The organism is Epilithonimonas caeni DSM 17710 (assembly GCF_000426465.1).
GTDB lineage: Bacteria > Bacteroidota > Bacteroidia > Flavobacteriales > Weeksellaceae > Epilithonimonas > Epilithonimonas caeni.
In genome coordinates, this window is sequence record NZ_AUFK01000009.1 from 1 (window position 1) to 24,610 (window position 24,610).

22 protein-coding genes are annotated in these 24,610 nt (G+C 36.8%); 16 read left to right on the forward strand and 6 right to left on the reverse strand.

Going from position 1 to position 24,610, the window contains the following annotated elements; all coding sequences use genetic code 11:
• On the forward strand, window positions 1–304 hold a 304-nt coding region (locus tag K319_RS19585), incomplete at its 5' end, for an IS4 family transposase (protein ID WP_034671224.1).
• A 57-nt stretch (window positions 305–361) separates the two neighbouring features.
• Here K319_RS19585 and K319_RS0101215 read toward each other — a convergent pair.
• Together K319_RS0101215 and K319_RS19590 are read right to left on the reverse strand one after the other, a co-directional pair.
• Window positions 362–562: a hypervirulence associated TUDOR domain-containing protein gene (locus K319_RS0101215; RefSeq protein ID WP_027381955.1), complete on the reverse strand. Its 201-nt coding sequence runs from the start codon at window positions 560–562 to the stop codon at window positions 362–364.
• A gap of 61 nt (window positions 563–623) precedes the next feature.
• Window positions 624–932 carry a DUF2383 domain-containing protein gene (locus K319_RS19590; protein ID WP_156907025.1) on the reverse strand — a complete coding sequence of 103 codons (309 nt, stop codon included), beginning with the start codon at window positions 930–932 and terminating at the stop codon, window positions 624–626.
• A gap of 131 nt (window positions 933–1,063) precedes the next feature.
• Between K319_RS19590 and K319_RS0101225 the strand changes: the two genes are divergently transcribed.
• The 8 genes from K319_RS0101225 to K319_RS0101265 all read left to right on the forward strand — a co-directional run bounded on the left by K319_RS0101225 (window position 1,064) and on the right by K319_RS0101265 (window position 7,441).
• Window positions 1,064–2,341: an NAD(P)/FAD-dependent oxidoreductase gene (locus tag K319_RS0101225; RefSeq protein ID WP_027381956.1), complete on the forward strand. Its 1,278-nt coding sequence runs from the start codon at window positions 1,064–1,066 to the stop codon at window positions 2,339–2,341.
• An 8-nt stretch (window positions 2,342–2,349) separates the two neighbouring features.
• Window positions 2,350–2,526 (forward strand): hypothetical protein, encoded by a 177-nt coding sequence (locus tag K319_RS21445; RefSeq protein WP_156907026.1) that lies wholly within the window; start codon window positions 2,350–2,352, stop codon window positions 2,524–2,526.
• 170 nt (window positions 2,527–2,696) lie between these two features.
• Window positions 2,697–3,203, forward strand: coding sequence for a CinA family protein (locus K319_RS0101235; protein WP_027381957.1), 507 nt, complete (start codon window positions 2,697–2,699; stop codon window positions 3,201–3,203).
• Between the two features lie 3 nt (window positions 3,204–3,206).
• Window positions 3,207–3,965 carry an SDR family oxidoreductase gene (locus tag K319_RS0101240; RefSeq protein WP_027381958.1) on the forward strand — a complete coding sequence of 253 codons (759 nt, stop codon included), beginning with the start codon at window positions 3,207–3,209 and terminating at the stop codon, window positions 3,963–3,965.
• Between the two features lie 42 nt (window positions 3,966–4,007).
• Window positions 4,008–4,559 (forward strand): YciE/YciF ferroxidase family protein, encoded by a 552-nt coding sequence (locus K319_RS0101245; protein ID WP_027381959.1) that lies wholly within the window; start codon window positions 4,008–4,010, stop codon window positions 4,557–4,559.
• 205 nt (window positions 4,560–4,764) lie between these two features.
• Window positions 4,765–5,262 carry an SRPBCC family protein gene (locus tag K319_RS0101255; protein ID WP_156907027.1) on the forward strand — a complete coding sequence of 166 codons (498 nt, stop codon included), beginning with the start codon at window positions 4,765–4,767 and terminating at the stop codon, window positions 5,260–5,262.
• A 162-nt stretch (window positions 5,263–5,424) separates the two neighbouring features.
• On the forward strand, window positions 5,425–6,423 hold the full coding sequence (locus K319_RS0101260) for an SDR family NAD(P)-dependent oxidoreductase (protein WP_027381961.1): 999 nt from the start codon (window positions 5,425–5,427) through the stop codon (window positions 6,421–6,423).
• Between the two features lie 28 nt (window positions 6,424–6,451).
• On the forward strand, window positions 6,452–7,441 hold the full coding sequence (locus K319_RS0101265) for an aldo/keto reductase (protein ID WP_027381962.1): 990 nt from the start codon (window positions 6,452–6,454) through the stop codon (window positions 7,439–7,441).
• 207 nt (window positions 7,442–7,648) lie between these two features.
• Here K319_RS0101265 and K319_RS0101270 read toward each other — a convergent pair whose 3' ends face one another.
• From K319_RS0101270 to K319_RS20850, 4 genes are all read right to left on the reverse strand, one after another.
• The gene (locus K319_RS0101270; protein WP_084403371.1) at window positions 7,649–8,509 is read right to left on the reverse strand and encodes a T9SS type A sorting domain-containing protein; all 861 of its coding nucleotides are present in this window, start codon (window positions 8,507–8,509) and stop codon (window positions 7,649–7,651) included.
• Window positions 8,510–8,582: 73 nt separating this feature from the next.
• Window positions 8,583–10,406 (reverse strand): T9SS type A sorting domain-containing protein, encoded by a 1,824-nt coding sequence (locus K319_RS0101275; protein ID WP_169712641.1) that lies wholly within the window; start codon window positions 10,404–10,406, stop codon window positions 8,583–8,585.
• 131 nt (window positions 10,407–10,537) lie between these two features.
• On the reverse strand, window positions 10,538–11,674 hold the full coding sequence (locus tag K319_RS0101280; protein WP_027381965.1) for a hypothetical protein: 1,137 nt from the start codon (window positions 11,672–11,674) through the stop codon (window positions 10,538–10,540).
• A complete protein-coding gene (locus K319_RS20850; protein ID WP_027381966.1) occupies window positions 11,671–13,101 on the reverse strand; it encodes a helix-turn-helix domain-containing protein in 1,431 nt (476 codons plus the stop codon). Before K319_RS20850 ends, K319_RS0101280 begins: the two co-directional genes overlap by 4 nt.
• A 309-nt stretch (window positions 13,102–13,410) precedes the next feature.
• Here K319_RS20850 and K319_RS0101290 point away from each other — a divergent pair, with 309 nt between their 5' ends.
• The 7 genes from K319_RS0101290 (at window position 13,411) to K319_RS0101320 (ending at window position 24,567) form a co-directional block, all read left to right on the forward strand.
• A complete protein-coding gene (locus K319_RS0101290; RefSeq protein ID WP_027381967.1) occupies window positions 13,411–14,868 on the forward strand; it encodes an ELWxxDGT repeat protein in 1,458 nt (485 codons plus the stop codon).
• A gap of 139 nt (window positions 14,869–15,007) precedes the next feature.
• Window positions 15,008–16,468 (forward strand): helix-turn-helix domain-containing protein, encoded by a 1,461-nt coding sequence (locus K319_RS20855; protein WP_084403372.1) that lies wholly within the window; start codon window positions 15,008–15,010, stop codon window positions 16,466–16,468.
• The gene (locus K319_RS0101300; protein ID WP_027381968.1) at window positions 16,465–17,538 is read left to right on the forward strand and encodes a tetratricopeptide repeat protein; all 1,074 of its coding nucleotides are present in this window, start codon (window positions 16,465–16,467) and stop codon (window positions 17,536–17,538) included. Before K319_RS20855 ends, K319_RS0101300 begins: the two co-directional genes overlap by 4 nt.
• Before the next feature lie 242 nt (window positions 17,539–17,780).
• Window positions 17,781–19,238: an ELWxxDGT repeat protein gene (locus K319_RS0101305; protein WP_027381969.1), complete on the forward strand. Its 1,458-nt coding sequence runs from the start codon at window positions 17,781–17,783 to the stop codon at window positions 19,236–19,238.
• 18 nt (window positions 19,239–19,256) lie between these two features.
• Window positions 19,257–20,648, forward strand: a complete 1,392-nt coding sequence (locus K319_RS0101310) for an ELWxxDGT repeat protein (RefSeq protein WP_084403373.1) — start codon at window positions 19,257–19,259, stop codon at window positions 20,646–20,648.
• Window positions 20,648–21,961 (forward strand): leucine-rich repeat domain-containing protein, encoded by a 1,314-nt coding sequence (locus K319_RS0101315; protein WP_027381971.1) that lies wholly within the window; start codon window positions 20,648–20,650, stop codon window positions 21,959–21,961. The genes K319_RS0101310 and K319_RS0101315 overlap by 1 nt, the downstream gene beginning before the upstream one ends.
• Window positions 21,962–21,972: 11 nt before the next feature.
• Window positions 21,973–24,567, forward strand: a complete 2,595-nt coding sequence (locus K319_RS0101320; protein ID WP_034671231.1) for a T9SS-dependent M36 family metallopeptidase — start codon at window positions 21,973–21,975, stop codon at window positions 24,565–24,567.
• The last annotated feature ends 43 nt before the right edge of the window (window positions 24,568–24,610 follow it).

A 24,610-nucleotide genomic window follows, 5' to 3' on the forward strand; every position in this document is an offset into this window, starting at 1 on the left:
ATTTAAACTCTCTGCCAAGGAAATTTCTGATTATTACAGAAAGCGGTGGGACATTGAAGTGTTTTTCAGGTTCCTGAAACAGGAACTCAACCTAAGTCACCTGGTTTCAATGAACAAGAACGGGATTGAAGTGATGGTCTATATGACAATGATTGCAGCGATGCTTTTGTTGATCTACAAAAAAGCCAATAATCTGGGCTACAAAACCGCTAAAAGACGAATAGCCATGGAGCTCCGGGATATGATAACTGCTATTCTAATCATATTTGCAGGAGGCGACCCAGGTAAAGTTTTTAAAACATAAAAAATGGTCGGAATTTCTTCCGACCATGACTACTCTTAGAGTTGCTTTTTTTCATGTTTAGATCTTCTTCAAAGCAGAAGCTTTATGGGCTGCTGTCTTACCAGTCTTTTCACTCATTACTTCATATTGAGGTTCTGTTTCCGAGGCTCGTCTCTGGCGATTCATGAAGGTGAAGTCTGAGGTGTGTATTTTTATGATGATGCCATGGGTTTCACCGTTTTGAAACTTCCATTTGACATGGTCTCCTATTTTTAACATACAATAAGCTTTATAAAATCGCTATGCGAATTATAGAATATTCAAAATAGCTGTTTATTTCTTAATTAGACTTGTAATTATCCAAAACACCCTGGAAATAGTGAGCTGAATCTTTAATTTTCTTTAGCTGCTCAGAGACTATGCTTCGGGTGTCCTGATCTAGTGTCCCACTATCTAAGGCTTCCTGATAAATTTGGATAGCTGCTTTTTCTCCAAACAAAACATCGTTCAGTGTTGATGTTTGTAAATTATCTACGATAAAACCATTTTTGATATCAATCCATGTGCGATGGAGTGTCCCGGAGAGACTCGCATTATCTTGGGCCTTACCCCCTTTTTCAGAAATTAAATCGATCAACTCGTTCTTCATTATTTTGCTTTGTGATGTATTATGAATGTATTTGATAGTTTTCAAAATTTATACCATAGATAAAGGTAAATAAGATGAATTTGTGGCTTGATTGTGGTTATGCTTTTTATGGGTAAATTAAAATATAACTTATGAAAAATCAGAATATTATAATTGTTGGTGGCGGTTTTGCCGGTGTAGAGCTTGCAGAACGATTACTGAAGGCAGATCTTGGATTTCATATCACGCTAGTAGATAAAAATAATTACAATTTTTTCCCTCCTTTGTTATATCAGGTTGCAACAGGTTATTTGGACGTTTCCAATATCACCTATCCTTTCCGAAAACATTTTCGTGGCTATTCTGATTTTTCATTTATCATGGGTGAACTTATTGGTATCGATACAGAAAATAATACGGCAATATTAAGTACAGGAAATATCAGTTATGATAAAATAGTCATTGCAACAGGAACGGTAACCAATTACTTTGGTATTGATAGTGTACGTCGCCATGCACTTCCTATGAAAACCATTGCGGACGCTATATATTTGAAGAATACATGGCTTAAAAGAATAGAAGAGGCCTCCAGAACCACTGACAAAGATCTGAGAGATCAGTTGACGACTTTTGTCGTTGCAGGCGGAGGACCTACCGGTGTTGAAATAGCTGGTATGCTTAGTGAGTTGAAAAAAGATATTCTTTTTAAAGATTATCCAGAACTTAAAGGACTTGCTTTTGAAATCTACCTTGTTGATGGTCTTCCGAAGCTTCTGGCTCCCATGAGTAAGAATTCGCAAGACTACGCTTTGAGATCATTGCAGCATAGCGGTGTAATAATCAGATTAGGGCATAATGTGGAGGACTTTAAAGATAATACGGTCTATCTTGCGGATGGCTCAAAAATATCCAGTTCTAATCTGCTTTGGACTGCAGGGGTTACAGCACAAAGATTTAATGGTCTCAAGTCAGAGTCTTATGGAAAAGGAAATCGAATATTGGTCAATGCTTACAATCAAGTATTAGGAACAGAGAATGTTTACGCGATAGGTGATACGGCATTAATGACAAGCGACCCCAAATTCCCCGAGGGACATCCCCAACTGGCACAAGTGGCCATACAGCAGGCAAAACTCCTTGCGAAAAATATGACTGCTAAAATGAATGGTAAGCCTGGTAGAAAATTTGAATATAATGATAAAGGCTCTATGGCAATTATCAGGAGAAATAAAGCTGTGGCTGATTTGAATGGAACTCTCAAACATCTCAATGGTTTTCCAGCCTGGGTGATCTGGGTATTGGTGCATCTGATGTCATTAATTAATTTTAGAAACAAACTGACAACATTTTTCAATTGGATGAATGCCTACATCACAAAAGATCAGCCTCTGCGAATGATAATCGACTCTCATACGGATTCAAAAAAATAAAATTTCATATGTTCATCAAAGTATATACTTCTAAGCAAAATTTTTTAATGGTCAACATTGATCATATTGTCTATATCAGTCCTGGTTCTTCAAATAGAGGATGCACGGTTCATCTGGATACAGGAGTCAGATTAGAATCCATTGACGATTATGATGTTCTATTAAATCAGCTGATTCAATTATGATAAGTCGAGTTTTTTTGATTCTCCATTAAGTTTTATATTGTGATTGTAATCATAAAATACTAAGTTAATATTTGATTATGTGGTTTGAAGATGAATTGATTTTGGCAAAAGAATTGTTTGATAAGACTCATATAAATAATTCTTTTTCAGCTACTTCAAATTACAATATTATGGAATCTTCTAACTTGACATTAAATAAGATTGGGCAGCATCTTCTCAGAAGAGGGGAAACTGTCTCCATCGCCGAAAGCGTGACATCAGGTTCGCTGCAGATGGCTTTTTCTCAAATTCCCCAAGCGGAAAAATTTTTCAAAGGTGGTTTAACAGCATATACCTTAGAGGAAAAAGTAAATCTATTGAATATCGACCACTCGGAGGCCAAGTCTGTCAACTGCGTATCAAGAAATATCAGTGAACAGATGGCTGTAAATGTCGCACAGCTTTTTAATACAGAATGGGGAATTGCCACAACAGGATATGCAACTCCTGTAGAAGAGTCCAACGGGGAGATCTATGCTTACTACTGTATTTCTTATAAGGGAACCATTGTAAGAAGTGATAAAATAGAATTGCATCCGATGACAAAAGCTATAGATGCCCAAAACTATTTTATGGAATATGTTGTTGGCTGCCTTAGATGTGAAGTGAAAAGAGATTATTTACAAATAACGGTTTAGAGAATGGCTCATACAAATTTACAATTACAAGATAGGTCAGTTCTGATCTCTGGGGCTGATAGTGGTATTGGAAGGGCTGTCGCGATCTTATTTGCCAGGCACGGTGCAGATGTTGCGATTATTTACCACAGCAATGATAAGGATGCTCAGGATACCAAAGACGAAATTGAAAATCTAGGCAGAAAAGCTATTATATTTTCTGGAGATGTCAACAATTTTCAATTCTGTAAGGTTACGGTAAATAAAGTTGTATCAGAATTTGGGAAATTGGATATTTTGATCAACAATGCGGGAGTTCAGTTTCCATGTGATGACATTGCATATCTACAGGAGGAGCATATCCGCGAAACATTTAATGCCAATATCATTGGAATGATCTTGCTGACCAAGGCTGCATTTCCCTATCTGAAAATCGGTGATTGTATTATCAATACAACTTCTGCAACTGCTTATCAGGGGCATGATCAACTTTTGGATTACAGTGCAACCAAGGGAGCAATTGTTTCATTCACCAGATCTCTCGCTTTACAGGCAAAACCCAAAGGTATCCGTGTGAATGCAGTTGCACCTGGCCCTGTTGCAACACCATTGACCAAAGAAACTTTTGATGAAAAAGAAGAAGATCCTAACAAACCTCCTTTAGAAAGAAATGCAACAGAAGAAGAAATTGCCGGCAGTTTTTTATTTCTCGCAACAGAGGCTGCTGCACAAATCACCGGACAAGTGATCCATCCTAATGGCGGATTAATTATAAATGGCTAAAAAAATCAAATTCAAAATATTAATATTTAAAAAAGTAAAATTATGGCAACTACAACACAAACCACAGCAAAAAAAAGTGCAGTCAGAAAAACTCCGGCGAAAAAGGATGCTGCAAAGGAATTGAAAGATCTTTTTGAGGATGGTCTTAAAGATATCTATTGGGCTGAAAAAGCACTTGTAAAAGCTTTACCAAAGATGCAGAAAAATGCAACAGATGAGAAATTGAAAAATGCCATCGCTCAGCATTTGGTCGAAACGGAAGAACATGTAAGCCGATTGGAAGAGTGTTTTGAATCTATGGGCAAAAAAGCGCAAGCCAAAAAATGCGATGCAATGCAGGGATTATTAGATGAAGCTAATAGTATAATACAAGAAACAGAACCGGGAAATGTAAGAGATGCCGGGATCATTGCAGCAGCTCAAAAGGTTGAACATTATGAAATAGCAACATATGGAACATTGGCAGCTTTCGCAAAAGTTCTGAATGAAAAAGCATCTCTAAAAAATCTCCTGGCAACATTGAAAGAAGAAAAACAATGTGATGAGTCTTTGACTAAGCTTGCTGATACTAATTTGAATTCTAAAGCAAAATAATATCAAATTTTCCAAAACTCAGAGTGAAAATTAAATTAAGTGTCAAGATTTTCATTTTATGCTGATAGGAAAAGAACTTCAAACAGAGAGCAATCAATTGCTCTCTGTTTTTTTATATAATGAAATCATAGAGCAGTATTTTATAGCAGAATTGAAATAAGAATGAAAAATACCGAAATTTCAATTTCCAAAAAATACAAGTGGTATGTTTGTTGAAAAGGCTACTATCAAAAAATGTTTAATGGTTTATCAACTTTTGCGGGAACAATTTTTAGAATGTAGTTTGGATGAAGCGTGGCAATTTTTCTCCTCGCCTTATAATCTTCCCCGCATTTCACCTCCTGAGATGGATTTTCGAATCGTTTCAAACCTTCAAAATGACAAAATATATGAAGGTTTGAAAATAGATTACACGGTAAGGCCATTATTTCATATAAAACTCAAATGGAAAAGCGAGATTAGAGGATGCAGATCTCATCATAGCTTTATAGATTATCAATTAAAGGGACCTTATAAATTTTGGAGCCACTACCATGAGTTTATACCTTATAATAATGGCGTATTGATGCGGGATATTCTTCGGTATGAAGTGCCATTTGGGATTTTTGGTGATTTTATTAATTTCATTCTTATTAGACGAACCCTTGATTACATATTTGATTATAGGAGAGATATTATTAATGAATTATTTGATCAAAAATGAGTACTTATATGCTGAAGATGTTCTATCTCGATTATTCAATTCCATTTTGCTTTTTCAAAATACAAAGAATTATCATTGTTTTTATGTTAAATTTTGTTTTGATAATAATTTGGTGCGATAGTGGTTTACTGTTAGATGATCTCTAATTACAAATACCACAATATGAAACAAATAGTACAAGACAAAAGTCTCAAAGGAAAAACAGTAGTTATCACAGGAGCAAGCAGCGGGGTAGGACGAGCTATCACAGAAGCTTTTGCATTAGAAGGATGTCAGTTAGTATTAGCGGCGCGTGGTAAAGAAGCGCTTGATGAAACACTTCGCTTGTGTGAAGATCTCGAAGCTAAGGCCATAGCAATTCCTACAGATGTTTCCAAATATGAAGATGTCCAACATCTGACGCGAGAAGCTTTAGATGCCTTTGGAAGAATTGATTTTTGGGTCAATAATGCAGGCGTTATGGCAAGCGGTCGGTTTGAAGAAATACCAATCGATGTTCATGAGCAGGTTATAAAGACAAACCTCTTCGGCTATATGCATAGCGCTTATAGTGTTTTGCCGATATTTAAAAAGCAGGAAGAAGGCATATTGATCAACAATGTATCCATAGGTGGATTTATGCCTGCACCATATAGTGCGGTTTATTCTTCGACAAAATTTGGTATCCGTGGTATGATGGAGTGCCTGCATGGTGAGATCTCGGATTTCCCTAATATACATATTGCCAATCTATATCCTCAGATACAACGTTCGACCGGTAATATGCATTCAGCGAAATATTCTGGTCTGGATTTCAAGATCCCGCCATTTGCTTCAGATCCGCGAGATACTGCTGCTAAGATATTACAACTTGCAAAATATCCTCAGAAGGATCTATTTCCGGATTTAAGATCCAAAGCTTTGGTGGCTATTTATAAAACCTTTCCTAAGTTAATTATCAATACGGCTTCAGCAGGAATGCGGTTGATGATGAAATCAAATGATGCTTCCGGGGATGAAGGAAATGTTTTAAAACCTTCCGGTCATCCTCACCGTATTTATGGGGATACCATTTTGCCTGTCCCATCTCAAAAAACAAAAAAGGCTTTCTTGGCAGGCTTGGGAATTTCCTTTCTCTTCTTTATTCTGAAGGCAAATATGAGAAATCAAAAGAGCAGTTAAATCAAACACTTAAAAATGAATTACAACAATGGGTCAGAATATTTTACAAAAACAACATCAATTAGGAATAGGAGGTGTGGCTATCGGGACGGCGTTTAATGATATATCCGATGAACAATCTTATGAAATTCTGAAAACGGCCTGGGACGCTGGGATTCGGTATTTTGACACTTCTCCTTGGTATGGATTGACGAAAAGTGAACGAAGGTTTGGAAATTTCCTTGCTGATAAGAAGAGATCGGAATTTGTTTTTTCAACCAAAGTTGGACGCCTGTTCAAAGAAGTATTACCGGCGGATGTACCTCCAACAATGTGGAAAAAACCATTGAATTTTGATTTTAAGCATGACTATACTGGAGATAGTGTGAAAAGATCCATCGAAGAAAGCCTGAGAAGAACAGGACTAGAATCTATTGATATCATTTATGTCCATGATCTATCGGAAGATCAGGTAGGAGACCGTTATCCATATTTTCTCAAACAAGCCAGAGAAGGTGCTTTTAAGGTCTTGTCCGAATTAAGGGATCAAGGCGTTATCAAAGCTTGGGGCATGGGAGTCAATAAAATTGAGCCTATTCTAGATTGTCTCGATTCTGCCGATCCCGATATATGTCTTTCGGCAACACAGTATTCGATTCTCGAACATGAAGATGCTGTGGACAGATTGCTCCCTGCTGTTAGTAGGGCCGGCGTGAAACTGGTATCTGGAGCCGGCTATAATTCAGGGTTTATAACAGGGAGGGACCGTTATAATTATAAAGATATCATTCCAAAAGGGATGACAGAAAAAAGAGACAGGATCACAAAGATTGCTCGAGATTATGGGATCTCTATAATAGATGCGGCACTTCATTTTGTACTCTCAGCAAAACAATTTGTATCTATTGTCCCAGGGGCAAGCCGTTCCGAACAGGTTATTAGAAATGTGGAATCTTTGAATACTAATATACCTAAAGATTTTTGGTACGAACTTAAAAATGAAGGTTTAATTTATAATAAAGCTGAAATTCCATCTTAAAAGGGAAGAATAATCGCAGATCTATATTAGTGAAAATAATATAAAATGGCGCCAACAGTGTTTAGTTGACGCCATTTGGTTTTGTGGTCATTGCCACGATCGAACCTGCAAATCTTTTGAGATTTGAGTTTGCCAAATTAAAAAGAATTGCAAAATTCTTCTTTAGCAGTTCACTTTCTTATAGACTAACCTTCTTACTTTATAAAATTATTTTTTGATAACCTTCTTGGTCACAGATGTTTCGTCGCTAAATGTCATTTTTAAAAGATAACTTCCGGCAGACGATTTTGTTAGGTCCATTTCATTGCTTGATGATACTTTGATTTTTTTTCCTGTAAGATCAAACAGTTCCATTGATTTAATAGCTTTATCCGTAGTAACGACAATTTTATCAGTAGTAGGATTAGGATAAATATTCAATTTATAACCTTTTGATTCATCAACAGACATAACAGTCTTGGATTGAACTTTAAAATTATCTACAAAAATACAGTAGCTGGCCAGTGCATTAAAAACAGTTCCATCAGAGGCATAAAAAGCAAACTTTACATTATTTCCTTTATAAGCTGAGACATCGATTGTAAAGGTATTCCTTGAATTAGAAATTGTAATGTTCGGATTATCCCAGTTTCTAAGTTCTTGCCAGCTGCTTCCGTTATCAGTCGTTATCAGTACTTTGAATTTGTCACCAGCTTCGATCTGAGGTGCCGGACCGGAAGGATTGGTTGTGAAAGGTCCGTCGGTTGTACCACAGTCAAATGTGATCTGGTAATCATCACCAGAAAGATCAAAAGCGTTGGTGACCGCCCAATAAGAGATGTTAGAGGTATACATATTAACTCGTAATGATTGGTCGTTTACAGAAGTATTATTCAAAAAAGCTTTCTGTTGCCAATAACTAGAAGAGGTATTGGTCGGTCCATTCCCAACATTGGCGTTAAAGGCATAGCCAATATACCAATTAGTTAAAGGAAAAGTAGTGAAATCTTGCGAATAGGGTGGTATCGTAGTTTGGGAGAATAATGATGAAGCGTACATCATTAATGATAGAAAGTAAAGTTTTTTCATTGTAGTAGTTATTTAAATCGATGACCTGGCTTTTCAGCCAGGACACCAATTAATAAAAAATAATTTATGAAGTTTATTGTTTGATCAATTTCTGTGTTTCAGTATTTCCATTCTGATAAGTCATCTTAATAAAATAAACACCTGATGCAAGTTCTGACACATCAATTTGAGTAGCTGCTGATTCTAATAGCAGGCGACCATTTGCATCAAAGATCTCTGCTTTGGTCATCACTAGTGAGTTTTTAAGTGTTATCGTATGTCTGGCCGGATTAGGGTAGATAACAGTTGTTTTATTTTGTTTGTCGACATCAGACACTGCAAGATTTTCTTTTAGAACATTTAACGTGTAATCTTCAGCTTGTCCTTGGTCAAAAACACCACAAGAATAAGTCGGATAGTTAAATGCTTCTGAGATAATTCTTACCTTCGTGTTTCCTAAACTGGCAGTTAATGGAACCTGCAATTGGTATGTGATTGTATTGCCATTTGATGCATTCACTTTCCCAAGATCATAAATTTCTCCTTCATCGCCCAAGAATCCATTTTGATTCCAGTCAATAAAAGCTGTTATGGCTTGAGTTGATGAACTGTCATAAGTTTGCGCATTGATCTGAATCGGATATGTCTTTCCTCTTTCAAGATCTGTTTTGATTCCTGAGAAATCTTCGAAACCAATATTATTGGTCGATGCATTGTTGATTGTGCCGATTTTTACATTATCTATCGGCATCAAAAAATTGAATTTAGGAGTACAATAACTATCGGTAGGATTGGTCTCCACACAACTTCCTATTAATGTAAATACACCGTCTGCGTTATTGGTCACAGCTTTCCAGTTGGTTTGTCCATCTCCACTGTAATACATTTCTTTTCCACTGTTTTTTATGCTGGTTGATTCCCAGAATGATGCATTGGTCTCATCATTATTGATTACTTTTACAACAATCCAATATCTGGAACCTGTAGCACCACCTGCAAGCACAAAAGGTTCAGGAAGGTTGAAGGTATTTTTTCTGAAGGTGAATCCATCTTTTACATTCAGATCAACGACAGAATTCGGAGTTACTCCTTCATAAGATTGGATTATTCCGCTTGGCAAACCATAATCATCTTTATCCATAATGTAAATAGCAAAAGACTGGATTCCGCCTTTGTCAATGGTGTTAAGAATAATATCTGTAACAGTGAGGTTGGTATGTGCCCCAACATTGAAATCATTGGCAAAATAAAGAAGTTTCAAATCGCCAGCCCCTGTTTCAAAATTGTTGCTTGGTGTAGATGGTGCACAGGCAGAAGGGTAATTTTCCACACTGTCGCTATTTCCAACAACAATGTCATCCAGAACATTAGATCTTCCTGTTTTCATCACCGCTTCAAAACAGATTTGTAGCGTAGATGATTTCTCCGGTAAGCTCAAAACCGCTTGTTTCCATTCAGGAACATTGAACATGAAATTTTTAAGTACCTTCCACTCAGAAGTAGGAGAGACACGGTAATAAACATTGAGGATATTCTGATATATTCCCCAAGCCTCTTGTCCCATAAAAAATGAAACCGTTGGTGTTTGTAATCCCGTTACATCCATTACAGGACTGATCAGTCTTACTTTGGCATCTGGTGAATTGGCTGCAATCTGAGCGGTTGCGTTCAATAGTCCAGAGTGTGCATTCACAATGTTATAATCTATACCGCCTGCCGAACCTTTTTTATAAACCCAGCCATCATAACTGGGATAATGTCCGCCGATGACCTGTTGTGTCCAGCAAGAACGGCTCGGGCTGTCGGCTTCAAAAGTTTCCTTAAAAGGAAAACTACTAACAGTATTGCAAGTCTGAGCATTGAGATCTGCATTTGCAATAGCAAAGAATGCGATAATCAAATAATAGAATTTCTTCATTTTCATTTCAAATTTAATGGGGACGAAAATACCCTTCCATTGAACAAGAAACAAGAAAAAGGGTAACTGTATTATAGAAGATTTATGATTTTGATAGTTTATTTTTAGATTTATTTGTTTGATTTTCAGTATTATATATTTTCTGAGACCTCGTTTTTTAATAAACTCCTTTTTTTATTGATCTTCCTCAGTTTTATTAGCAAAAAGATAATTATAACACCAAAAAGAACTGAAGTCAATGATATTATTGTGATATATTTTTGATCGGTATATTTCTTTTCTTTTTCATTCTGGGCATTTTCCTGAAGTATTAACTTATTGACCCATTTTGCAGCATCACGATTACTTTGTTCTACATTCATTAGAAAAATTTGCTCATAATGATCATGTTTCTTTATATCGTTCAGCTGTAAGAAATTTTCTGAAAGTAACTTAAAAACCTCATTTTCTATATCGTCTCTTGCGGGAGCGTTCTTTCTTTTTTCCAATATATCAAAAAGTATTTCATTTGAAGGACCCGGTTTCCCTTCAAGAGAAAGGATCTTAGCCTGCCCCAGTGCAATGAACGATTCTTGTAATTCTACAAATTGTGGCGGATACGGACGTGAGGACTCATTGGGATTAATACTGGCGAGTTTTAAACTTTCTGAGGCCTCATTAAGTTTTTTTTGTTGCATCAGTGCATAAGCCCTATTGAGATAAGCTAACTTGATATTGATCTCGGCCAAAGGATTTTTCGAGTTGATATATTGATTGATTGCCTTGTTGAAGTAAGAAAATGCAATGTCACTATCCAAGCTGTAGAAGTAATTCATCCCTTTCAGATAAAAAATATTTCCTTTAACCAGATTCAGTGAGTCGGAAATTTTCGGTGAAGACAATAACAGTTCTGCCTGGTCCAGATAGATCCTTGTCTTCTCGTTGAGCTGCAAAAATTGATAAGTATTCCCAAGGATCCCTAAAATTTTTATCTTGGTTACAATATCATTCTTATTGTCAGCAATCTTCAGAGCCTCATTTCCATATCTTACAACATCAAGGGGATTTTGTAAAAGATTTGACGTATTGGTCAGTATAAAGAGCGCTTGCAGTTTGTCCTGGTGATTCAATATATTACTGTTAAAGGCCTTTTTGGCAAGTTCAAATGATTCTTTCGGGTCAACAAGCATCAACTTCTCGGCCTTCTTCAAAATGTCCTCATTCTTCCGCCCGTTTGCTCCGGCAAGAGTTCCTAAAAAAAGTAATATTATTAAAATCCAATTCCTCATTCTTCTTTCTGTTTTAATAATTGAATATAGTTGGCAGGCGACATTCCTGTAACCGTTTTAAAAACTGCCGTAAAAGCGCTGTGGGTAGAGAAGCCGCTTTCTTCAGCCAGGTATCTGATTTTATAACTTCTGTAGATGGGCTTGTCTTTAAGCTTGTTGATAATGTAATTGATCCTTAACTCATTTATGTAGGCATTGAAGTTCTTGTGTTTGTGTGTATTGATAGTTTCGGATAAATATTTTGTATTGGTTTCCAGTTTTTTAGCAAGGCTTTGGAGGGATATGTCCGTTTTTATGTAATCTTCGGTATTCTCAAAATCATCCAGTTTTTTCAGCAGTATATTCTCTGTCTTTTCAGAGATCGCCTGTTGCTGAGGTGCTTTTTTTTCCTTCAGCAAATTGATTTTGAGTATAAAGTTTTGATATTCATTAACCTGGGAATTGATCTGAAGGAATCTTATCACAATTAATATTATGATCAGCGTTGAAATGCCAACGATAGAGAATAATATTTTTCTTCGGTTTTTCAGCAGAGATTCCTGTTCGGTCTTAAAATTATCTTCTAAAATATTAAACCATTTGTTTTTTGCTGAAAATCGGGTTTGATTAAGTGCTTTTAGCAATACATCTTTCTTTTCAACAGTTTCCCTGTAATTATCGTGGGCCTGCGTTTTGGCATATAATTTTGCCATTATATTATAATAGCTATATTTCAGGTTAAGATTGGTCGTTTGTTCAAGGGATTCCTTAGGAAGTTCAGAGATCATCTGTTCTGCTGTCTCCAGTTTATTATTATTGATTAAATAATTAGCATATACAATTTTGAATTGAAGGTCATTTTTATACAGATTATAAATATTTGTAAGAAAAAAACTGTCAGTAAGATCTTTGTCATGATCTGCAAGAAACCCCATCAGATAAAGCAGGCTTTCTCTTGCTATCATAAGGTTGCAGGATTGTGCCTTTGCCAAAATATCGGAAAGTTCTTGTTTTTTGTCTACTGGCCTACTTTGGTTCAACTTATTGAGAAAAGCCATTACTTCCTTAGAAAAGAGTATATCCTTATCATGCGAAGCATTTATAACTTCGGAATCGTAGTAAATTCGAAGATAATATAGAATGCTTTGCTTGAGTACAATAATATCCGGAGATAGATTTTCATCAGATGATGAGATCTTCTTGAGCGCATCTGTTAGATTATTTTGAAAAAAGGATGATCTGATCCTGAGATAATCCAATTTCTGTTGTTCTTCAGAGTTTAGCGTGAAGTTTTTTTCAAGATAATCCAAAACTTCTGAAGCCTTTTCGGGCGCAAGCGTCATTTCAAATCCAGCCTTTTGAAAAAGCTGCTTTTTTTCCTGGTCAATGGGTTTTCCAAAAACAAAAAGAATACAAAAGTTGAAAAGAAAAACGATCAGTTTTTTCACTGGTTTATTAATTGAATGATAAAATTATGTTTTTCTTTTGAAACCGCAATTTTTTATTGAAAATATTCATTCAAACAACTGTTAGGACAGGTTTCTATATAAAGATATGATTGTTTAAGTTGATAATATGTAATTGATTGTATAACAGATTGTTGTGGTTGCTTTTATGGTTGTCAAAATCACAGAATCTTTCTTGATTCTGTTAGTGATGTTGTTTAGAAATGCTATTGGACTTTATAATTTAGATGCCAGCAAGACGTATCTGTCTTTGCACATTCATTAGAATTATCATAAAAATAAATTAACAGCATGAGAAAAATTAACTATTTTATTATTTTATTAAGCGGCTTGGTAACTGCGCAAACAACATTTACATTAGTAAAAGATATTTATCCCGGTGCAGTGGGATCAACGCCGTCCAATCTAACTGTTTACAATGGCAAGTTTTATTTTTCGGCCAGTTCATTAGTTGATGGAAGTTCAATTGGTAATGAATTATGGGAAAGTGACGGAACGGAAGCCGGAACCAAACTGGTAGCAGATATTATTCCGGGAAGCTCTTCATCTTCGCCTGCATCATTATTTGTTTTCAATAACAAGATTTACTTCAGCGGTGTAAACGTTGTTAACGGTTCTAATGTTTCAGGGCTTTTGCTCTCTTACGATGAGACCAATGGTGTACAGACCGTATCGACTGTACCAAGGTATAGTACGAGCTTTACCAAAGTTGGAGACAGACTTTATTTTAAGTCGACCAACACATCGGTAACACCGAATACCCAAAGATTGTACTTTATTGAAAATGGTGCCGAACCGGTCATCGCTGATGATAACCTTAATGTTAATACAATAGGTTTCGTAGGGAACAAGGTCATTGCAAATGCACAATTCGCCAATGCTTCCAGCCCATTTTTAACACAACTCTTTGGCTTTGATGGTTCAACATCCAATCTTATTAAGACAATAAATCCTTCCACATCGTCCTATCCGCAGTATTTTACGTACAGTGCGGCGCTGGGTAAAACATTTTTTAATGCCAACGGAGGCAACGGGGCAGAACCTTGGATGACGGATGGGACAGAAGCGGGAACGACTATTGTTAAAGATATCAATGTTTCTAGCGGTACTTCAGGTTCTGGTCCTATCAACTTTACAGAGTATAACGGTAAGGTCTATTTTTCAGCATCTGATGGTATTACAAGCGGTTCGGAGCTTTGGGTGACAGACGGTACAGAACAAGGTACTAAAATGCTAAAAGATATAGCACCGGGAACTGCTGGATCATTTCCTGAGAAAATGGTTGTCTATAAAGATAAATTGTATTTCTTTGCTACTAATGCTTCCAACGTAAAGCAACTCTGGGAAACCGATGGTACGGAAGATGGAACCAAAGCACTGGCATCAGTAGCCTCGGTAACAAGTTTTATTACTTACAACGATAAATTATATTTTTCCGGAAGAATCGGAAGTACGGATACCATTGGAGTAGAGCTCTATCAGGTTAATTTGCCAACAGGGACCTTAAGTGTCTCTGAATCGAATGCAAAAACACTAGTTTATCCTAACCCAACGACCGGAAATGTATTTGTGTCAAATATCAATGAGGGGAACTTCGAGCTATTTGATTTATCAGGTAGACTTGTTCAAAACGGTATCTTTAATAACAATAAGATCGTTATTGATCGTGCAAGCGGTACATATATATTAAAAGTAAGTTCTGCCGGTGGCAAACAGGCAAAACTGGTTACAAAACTAATAATAAAATAATGCCCATTATCTGCATTTATAAAACATAGAAAGAGTCTTAAAAAGACTCTTTCTGTTTTCATTCCCCAAGAAAACATTCTTAGCATCATCATAACACAGAAAAAAATAATAAATTAATTACTTATTTTTGTGAATCAATATGATGGACAGAATTAAGAAGATAAGAATGTTTTTCAGAGCACACCGCACTTTGCGATTAATGTGTTTCTTTTTCTATGCTTTTTGTGCATCACAGACAAAAAACGATGTTGGCATCCTTAGGGAGGAAATTCTTGATAAGATGCAGTACGAAAACCATAATGTAGAAGACCTGATCAAATATTATTCTAAAATATCACCAAGTGATGCTCAAATTCTCAATATAAAGTTTCTGCTTCTAAAAGGGAAGTATGAAGAGGGCTTGAATAATATGTTTTTGCTGGAGAATTCTGCGAAAAAGGACAAAGGTTCGGAATTGTTTTTCCAGTATCAATGTCTTTACGGACAGGTTTGTCAAATGCTTGGCCTGACGAGTGAAGTTGATGATGTAAGAAATAACTTGAATCATACCAAGTTTATCAAAACTACCGCTTTTACAGATCTGGCACTTGATAAAACAAGCTTTGAGATTTTTACGCTGACCGATCGGGTAGCCATTCTGAGATCTGCTATAAAAAACTATAAAAGGACAAATAATGTCGTAGGGTCGATTCAGTCCAATCTTTGGCTTGCAGAGACATTGGGAAATGATGACCCGGGATCAAAGATCGCTCTGGACTCGGCCTTGTCCTTACTTAAGAAATCTGATCCGGGAGTTTATTATGCAATGATGATTGACAATTATCTTTCAAAAATTTATTTGAAGCAAAACAATGCTCTGGCAGCATTCGGTCTTTTGAAAAAATACAAGAATTCTGCCACAGATATTTCCAATATCGATCTTAAGGCCGATTTTTATAGGGATCTTGCTATATCTTCAGCAAAGGTAGGGGACCTTGGTGATTTAGATCATATCAATAAATCTTACTTTACGATCGTAGAGGATCAAAATGCGAAAAGAGCTGTTGCCAGGGCAATGCTTGTCAACCATATCAACAAAGTTAATGATGAAAAGCTGAAGGCGCAGAAGTACTTGTTGAGAAAGATCTACATTACGATTTTTCTCACTTTTATCTGCGGATTAGCTGTTGTTTACTTTTTGTATAGGGGTAAGAATCGGAAATCAGAAGAGTCTGTGGTTGAGGCAGATGCCAAAAACTTTGTGATCCCGGACAAGACGGAAAAAAGGATTTTGAAAAAGCTTGAAGAATTTGAGAATAAGCAGAAGTACATCCAGAAAAATGTTTCATTAAAAATGTTGGCGCAACAGTTTGACACCAATCCCAACTATCTTTCAGAGATTGTAAATAATCATAAAAACTCAAACTTCAATACATACATCAATAATCTCAGGGTAGATTATATCGTTGACAAGATCAGGCAGGACCCGGAATATAGAAAATATAAGGTCAGCTATCTGGCGGACGAATGTGGTTTTTCCTCACACAGTCTTTTCACGAAGATATTTAAAAATCGAATGGATCTGTCACCAACAGAGTTTCTTCAAACATTCAACGAATGACAAGATTGCTTAACATATTGTTTCTATTTGTCGGGCTCGCAGCGAGTGCGCAACCTTCAGGAAAAAACCGGGAGACCGAACGTGCTGCCGACTTGATTTTCAGCAATCCTGAAAAATCGGCCAAGATTTCTGAGAGAGCCTTTGCGAATGCCAGGAATTACAATGAGAAAATAACAGCGCTTTCCAGACTTGTTAATGCACAGATGGTTTTGGGCGATATCAGCCAGGTGATCAACAACTGTGTCAAAGGAATCGGTTTGTCTAAGGAAAAAAACGATACAATAAACCAGATACGTTTTCTTTCGATGTTGGGAAATCAGTACCAGCAGCTCAATATGAACAATGATGCGAAGAAGAATCTTGATGCTGCAGAAAATCTTATCAATGTGATAAAGCTTCCAAAGAATCTCTTGTTCATTAAAGGAAATGTTTATAACGTCAAAGGAATCGTATTTAAAAATGAACTGAATTGTGAGTTTGCAATCAAATATTTTGATAAAGCTCTTGATGTTTATAATAAACTACCATCTGAAGACGTAATAACTACGAACAAACTCCTGATCGATATCCAGAAAGCAGTCTGTCTTGAATCGCTTGGACATTCTGGAGAAGCTGAAAGTATCTATAAGATGATTCTAAAGGGCAACAACCCGGGAATTGGATATAACAAATATTTTGCATCAGTAGGATTAGCGGATATCTATCTAAAGAGAAATGAGGTGGACAATGCAGATGAGATATTACAAACCATCAATATAAAGGAATTCAGTTCCTATGACTCAGAGCTTACAGGTTTTTTTTTCAAGTTAAAGGCACAGAGCAGTTACCTGAAGGGAGATTCGAAATCATATCTCTATTACTTTGATAAATATAATGATAATCTGGTGCAGATCTCAAAATCTCAGAATCAGATCATTTCACGTTTGGTTAAAAACGATAATGAAAATTTTTCTGAAGAAAGTAATAAAAGTCTAATACGAAATGTAGTCCTATTTTCAGTATTGCTTATACTATTCTCAATATTTCTAGTATTTTTTTATCGTTACTTGCGGAAAAAAGCGATAATGTAGAAAATTATAAAAATTCAAATGTAAATATAAATGAAACAATGGATTACATATTATTTTACCCTTTCATTTTTATGTAATTTTCGTAAATGTGACAGGATATTTCTGTTTTAATTACTTTAATATTGATAATTTAGAACTTTAAAACGAATAAGATAAAAAATCTATAAATCGAATTGAATTATAGATAATTTTTTCTTAATCAGTTTTAATGAGTTAACTGAATTTTAATAATAATTATCAATATGAGAAAAATCAACTTTTTAGCAATTCTTTTAGGCGGGCTTTTGTCAGCACAGACAACTTTTACATTGGTAAAAGATATTAATCCCGGCACTTCCAATTCTGCTCCTTCTAATTTTGCGGTTCTCAACGGAAAACTATATTTTAGTGCTACATATAGTCCCACCGGATCATCAATAGGAACTGAACTTTGGGAGAGTGATGGTACGGAAGATGGTACAAAGCTGGTGATGGATATCTATCCTGGTACCAGTTCTTCTTCACCTAGTAATCTATTCACCTTCAATAACAAAATTTATTTTACGGGAAGTATCAGTGTGAACGGTACCAATACATCGGGTCTCATTTTGTCATATAATGCTACAGACGGCTTACAGACCGTTTCTTCTACAGCAAAATTTGCCACGAACTTTACAAATGTCGGGAATACGTTATATTTCAAAGCCAATAATACTGCTGTAACTCCTAATACGCAAAGGCTTTTTTACCTTGATGGTAATTCCCAGGCAGTTAATGCCGATGATAATACCACAGTGATGTTCGTTGGAAAAGTGGGAGAACAGCTGATTGCCAATGCACAATATAAAACTGCGGCCAATCCTACCTGGTATCAGCTTTTTGGTTTTAACGGGACATCATTTGATATTTTAAAGAATATCAACCCTTCTGGTACTGCATATCCTCAAAATTTCTATTACAGCGCATCTCTGGGTAAGACTTTCTTTAGCTCCAATGGTGGTGAAGGGCAGGAACTCTGGATGACAGATGGAACCGAGTCTGGGACAAAGCTGGTTAAAGATATCAACACCTTTAGTGCGACAGCGGGCTCAGGTCCAAACAATTTTGTGGAATACAATGGCAAGGTGTATTTTTCCGCAGCGGATGGTTCCACCACAGGTACTGAATTGTGGGTGACGGACGGTACCGAACAAGGTACTAGTCTTGTAAAAGATTTATTTCCAGGTTCATCAAGTTCCTTTCCGGAAAAAATGGTTGTCTATGGCGATAAGCTGTATTTTCTCATGAGCAATACAGGAGGGGCAAGACAGCTTTGGGAAACAGACGGTACGGAAGGCGGAACAAAATTAGTTGAATCATTGGCAGTAGCATCCAATTTGTTTGTCTATAATGATAATTTGTATATTGTAGCCCGCATCACATCTACCGACCAGGCGGGTATTGAGCTTTACAAGGTCAACCTTGGTACAGGAACACTTTCGGTCTCTACGGATATAACTAATAAGTTGGTCATCTATCCAAATCCTTCCAAAGGCGAGATTAATATCAGCAAGGTGGAATCTGGTACTTTCGATCTTTTTGAACTAAGTGGGAAACTTGTAAAAAGAGGCAGTTTTAATCATAATAAAATCGTTACACAAGTTGCTCCGGGAACTTATATATTAAAAATCACTTCTGATGACAAGAAGGTAAGTACTTCTGAAAAGGTGATCATACAATAATTTAAAAAATTAGAAATTATGAAGAAAATAATTTTAATGTTGTTCTTGGGCAATGTTGTCAGTGCACAGAGCATTACATTACTGAAAGATATAAATCCGGGCGCAAATCCTTCCACACCTGCAGAATTTATCAATTATAATGGAAAGCTCTATTTCAATGCCAACAATCCCAATTATGGTACGGAGCTCTGGGCGACAGATGGAACTTCCGGAGGTACAGAAATTGTTGCAGACATCAACCCCGGGACTCCAGGCTCTCTGCCGACCTCTATGCTTAATTACGATAATAAATTATATTTTAAGACTTTGTTAGGCGTTACCGGTCTGTACTCTTATGACAGTACTGCAGGTGCTGCAATAGTGGCACCGGGAATGGGCAGCGCTTCTAATTTTATGGTGGCAGAAGGAAAGATCTTTTTTAGACAAAACAGCAAATTGGCCTATTTCTATCAAGGTTCAATAACTGAGATCGATACACCTGTTGTGGTCAACGGGCAGATGGGAGCTGTGAATGGAAAGATCATTACTGGTGCATCTGCATCGTCAGCCACAAACAGTTTACAATTGTACGCCTATGACGGAACTAACGTATCTCTTTTAAAAGTTATCAATCCGAATAGTACTGCGAATCCTCAGAATTTCTATTACAGCAGCTATTATAATACATTATTCTTTACAGCAGGTTCCAATACAGCAGGATTTGAGCTTTGGAAAACCGACGGAACGCCCGAAGGGACGGTACAGGTCAGGAATATCAATGCCGGTACATCAAGCTCGTTTCCTGGGAATTTCAAGCAGATTGGCGGGCAGGTCTTTTTTGCTGCCAATAATGGCACTAACGGTAACGAACTTTGGGTGACAGACGGAACTGAAGACGGAACAAAATTAGTGAAAGACATCAATCCCGGTTCGGCAGCATCTAATCCCAACAATCTTACGGATGTAAATGGAAAACTTTACTTTTTGGCAAGTGATGGTTCCGGAGAAGCACGGCTTTGGGAAAGTGACGGAACAGAAGGGGGAACAAAAATGACATTGGAACTAAAGCCTGGTTATACCAACTTTGTCCTTGGTAAAATGGAAGAGTACAACGGTGCACTTTATCTTTCGGCAAAACTCAGTGTTTCTCAAGGACAGGAACTGTATAAGATAGAACTGCCTACCCTTAATGTTGAAAATTATAACAAAAAAGGAATCAGCCTTTATCCCAATCCTACAAAAGGTGAATTATTCTTTACCGATCTTGAGAAAGGTTCTTACGATCTGTATGATGTAAAAGGCAGTCTGATAAAAAAAGATGGGAATATCGTGAACGGTAAATTACAGCTAAACGTACCAAAAGGTAATTACATTCTTGTTACAAAGACTGTTGAAGGTACTGTTGCTACAAACAAAATAATTGTAAAATAATGAAAAGATCAATACTAATATTTTTGGTTCTGGTTAGTAGTTACATAGCAAAGCTAAGTGCTCAAACTATTAATTTCCCAGATGAAAATTTTCTGGAATATCTACTGCTATATACCAATACAGATGCTAATAATGACGGTGAGATCCAAGTGGGTGAGGCAGAGGCTTACACTGGAAGTTTAACGATTACTCAAAAGATCAACAATGTTACGGGAATAGAGTATTTTAAAAATATCACGTCACTTGCATTTAATAACTCGCCGGTCAGTACAGTAAATCTTTCAAACAATAAGCAACTGACACAATTATTTGTTGAAGGATCAAATATTGGAAGTCTAGACCTTAGAATGAACAACAAGCTTGTAAGTATGGACATTAAAAACAATGCAGCATTGACCCAGGTTCTATTGGGACAGCATCCTAACTTGCAGTATGCCAGCCTAATGATTAATAGTATCGATACTATTGATGTAAGTCAATGTCCAATGCTTACAAATCTTTTTCTGGCATCCAACAATTTATCAAGCATAGATTTAACACATAATCCAAGGCTTGCAGAATTGAACCTGGGCGCCAATCATCTTACGTCGTTGGATCTTAGTAAAAATACCAGGCTGACGTATCTACATCTAGGCGTTAATGAAATTCAGCAGCTCGATGTATCGAATAACACATTATTGGATACCTTTATGATTCAGGATAATCCTATAACATCTATTGACATCAGTAAGCTTAAATTTCTGAGATCATTTGTTATGGATGCAACAGGAATTACTGCAATTGACCTGACGCCGCACACAATGCTTCAGTTCTTCTATGCCAGCTATTCGCAACTTACTGAGGTAAATGCCTCTAAAAATAATGCTCTTATATATGTCAACGCTGTTGAAAATCAGAAGATGAAATTCATCAACATCAAAAACGGTAATAATGCAAATGCCATCGGTTTTTTTGCAATTAATAGCCCAAACCTTAAATGCATACAGGTAGATGATGTTGATTATAGTTCATCACAAGCGCTTTGGCAGAAGGATGCTACCGCAGTATATGCTACGGATTGCAGCATTATATTGGCAAATAACGAAGTAAAAAATATTACAAAACCATCGATTTATCCAAATCCTGCTTCAAGTTATCTGTATCTGCAAAACGAGGCAAAAGAGGTCAGCGTTTTCAATATGGCAGGACAGATCGTTGCAGGATACAAAAATACAAGAATGGTAGATATTGGCCATTTGCCTGTAGGGAATTATATTATTAAAATAATGGATTCTGCTGGTGTGATATCATCGCAAAAAATCATTAAAAATTAAGTATATATCTAATGAAATTAAATATACAAAATACAATTAGAGTTACGACGGCGGCAATAGCATTGATGGCTGGCAATTATGCAAATGCTCAAAGCAATGACAGAGATGTTATTGAACAATATCTTGCAGCTGGAAAAACTACATTTGGAAAAACTTTTGACATTATACACACCTCTCAGAGAAAAAGTTCTGAAGGAACCATAACCAATATCCAGCAGACATACAAAGGGGTGCCGATCTATGGGGCCATATCATCCGTATTGATTCGAGACAATGCAGTAAAGTACATCTCCGACAATTTTATGTCAGTTCCGGAAAATGTATCTGTGACCAGACCTTCATTTGATATCAGAAAAGATTTCTCTGCGGTTTTGTCTTCTGAAAAGCTTAATGGTACTTCCAACGACTATACTTTTGAAGGGAGGAAAAATAATACGGTTACTTCTAAATTAGTATATTTTCCCACAGAAAAGGGGGAGCTTCAGCTATCTTATGTTTTAAACTTCTTCGAGAAGGGAACCAATAACTACTGGGATATTATTGTAGATGCCAACACAGGAAAGGTCATTGAAAAAACGAACCTGACAGTATCATGTCAGTTTCATGACCATAAATATTCTACGGAACATCAGTTAGATGTAGTTCCACATAAGTCAGGGAATGAAGCGCTTTCTAAAAAGCCTAATCATTCTTCTTCTCTTGTTGATGATGCTTCTTATCGTGTTTATGCTTTCCCTGTAGAATCACCCAATTTCGGACAGCGGACTTTGGAGACCAATCCCTGGTTTTTAGATGCTTCTCCTCTGGGCTGGCAGAATGACGGTGATGAATCCTACAATATCACCCGTGGAAATAATGCCTACGCCTATACCGACCTGAACGGCTCCAATGCTTTCGGAGCAAGTGCCAATGGAGGTTCGCAGAAATTATTTGATTTTCCTCTGGATCTTACAAAATCTGTCGATACTTATACGGATGCGTCTATCACCAACCTCTTCTATGTAACCAATAAGATGCATGACATTTTCTACCGTTATGGATTTGATGAGGCTGGACGCAATTTCCAGTCAAACAATTTTGGAAAAGGGGATCCGTACACAGATTTTGACCCTGTCTTGTCAGAATCCAGAGATGGTGCATCGTTGAACAATGCCAATTTTGCGACACCTCAGGATGGTTTTTCACCAAGAATGCAGATGTACCTCTGGCGTTATGGCTATTTATTAAGCTATAATTCGCCAAGTGATTTAATAGGAAGAAAACCCGAATCAGGATACAATGTTGATTTTGGAGGTGCTTTTCCGGTAAACTCGCCTCTTACAGCTGATGTTGCAATAGCAACACCTGCAGATGGGTGTACTAATCTTACCAATACAGATCTTACCGGGAAAATAGCACTTATCCAAAGAGGGACCTGCAATTTTGATGTTAAATTCAAAAAAGCGCAGGACAAAGGTGCAAAAGGTGTTATCATATATAATACTACACCATCGCAAACCATTATCAATATGAGTGGTGCGGATGGTAGTGTAACAATACCTGGAGTAATAATCAATAATGAGGAAGGAGAACTGATAAAGTCCAAAATAGAAAATGGAACAACCGTTAATGTCAGTTTAAAATATAACACTTTTGATATTGACGGTAGTCTGGATAATGGTGTTATCGCTCACGAATACACTCACGGGATATCCACAAGAAGCACAGGAAATGGCTACAGTTGTCTGAATACAGGCTATGCCAACGAACAGATGGGAGAAGGTTGGTCAGACTTTTTTGCTTTGATGGTGACCAATAAAGCTGATGCAACAGCAGCTCAGCCAAGATCCACAGGTTCATTTGTTGCCAATCAAAATGCTGACGGAGCAGGCATCAGACCCGCAAAATATTCGCCTGATTTTAGCATTAATGATTATACTTATGCTGATACCAATGGAAAATATATTGACACAGGAAGTGGCTTGGCAGTAGATGTCCACGGGGTAGGCTTCATCTGGGCAACGATGCTTTGGGATCTGCACTGGAAGTTTGCTGAGAAATATGGCTTTTCCAATGATATAGCCAATAACCCGGACTCAGGAAGCGGAAAGGTAATGAAACTTGTGATGGAGGCCCTTAAATTACAAGGATGTTACCCGAATTTTGTGAGTGGAAGAGATGCTATCCTGGCAGCTGATGCCAATCTAAACAATGGTGAGAACAAATGTATGATCTGGGAAACATTTGCAAGAAGAGGTTTGGGATTTAATGCCAAAACAGGTCTTACCAGAGGAACATTGCCAAATGCTATATCGGATCAGGTAGAAGATTTTACCGTTCCTTCAGAGTGCTCACTAGGAACCACTGAAGTATCTGTCAGTAAGAAAATTACATTGTATCCGAATCCGGCAAATAAAGAATTCTTCATCAAGACAAACGGAGTGAAGATCCTCGGGAAACTTCGAGTGTCGATATTTGATCTATCAGGAAAAAAAATAGATGAACAGGTTATTGATTCCAACGCTAACCAGCCGGTAAATACCGCAGGTCTTCCAAATGGTACTTACTTGATAAGTGGTGATGGAATTGGTCTTAATTTCAGCAGTAAATTGATCATCAATAAGTAGGCTGAAAAAACGAATTGGTTCTGAGAAATTGATATATAAAATA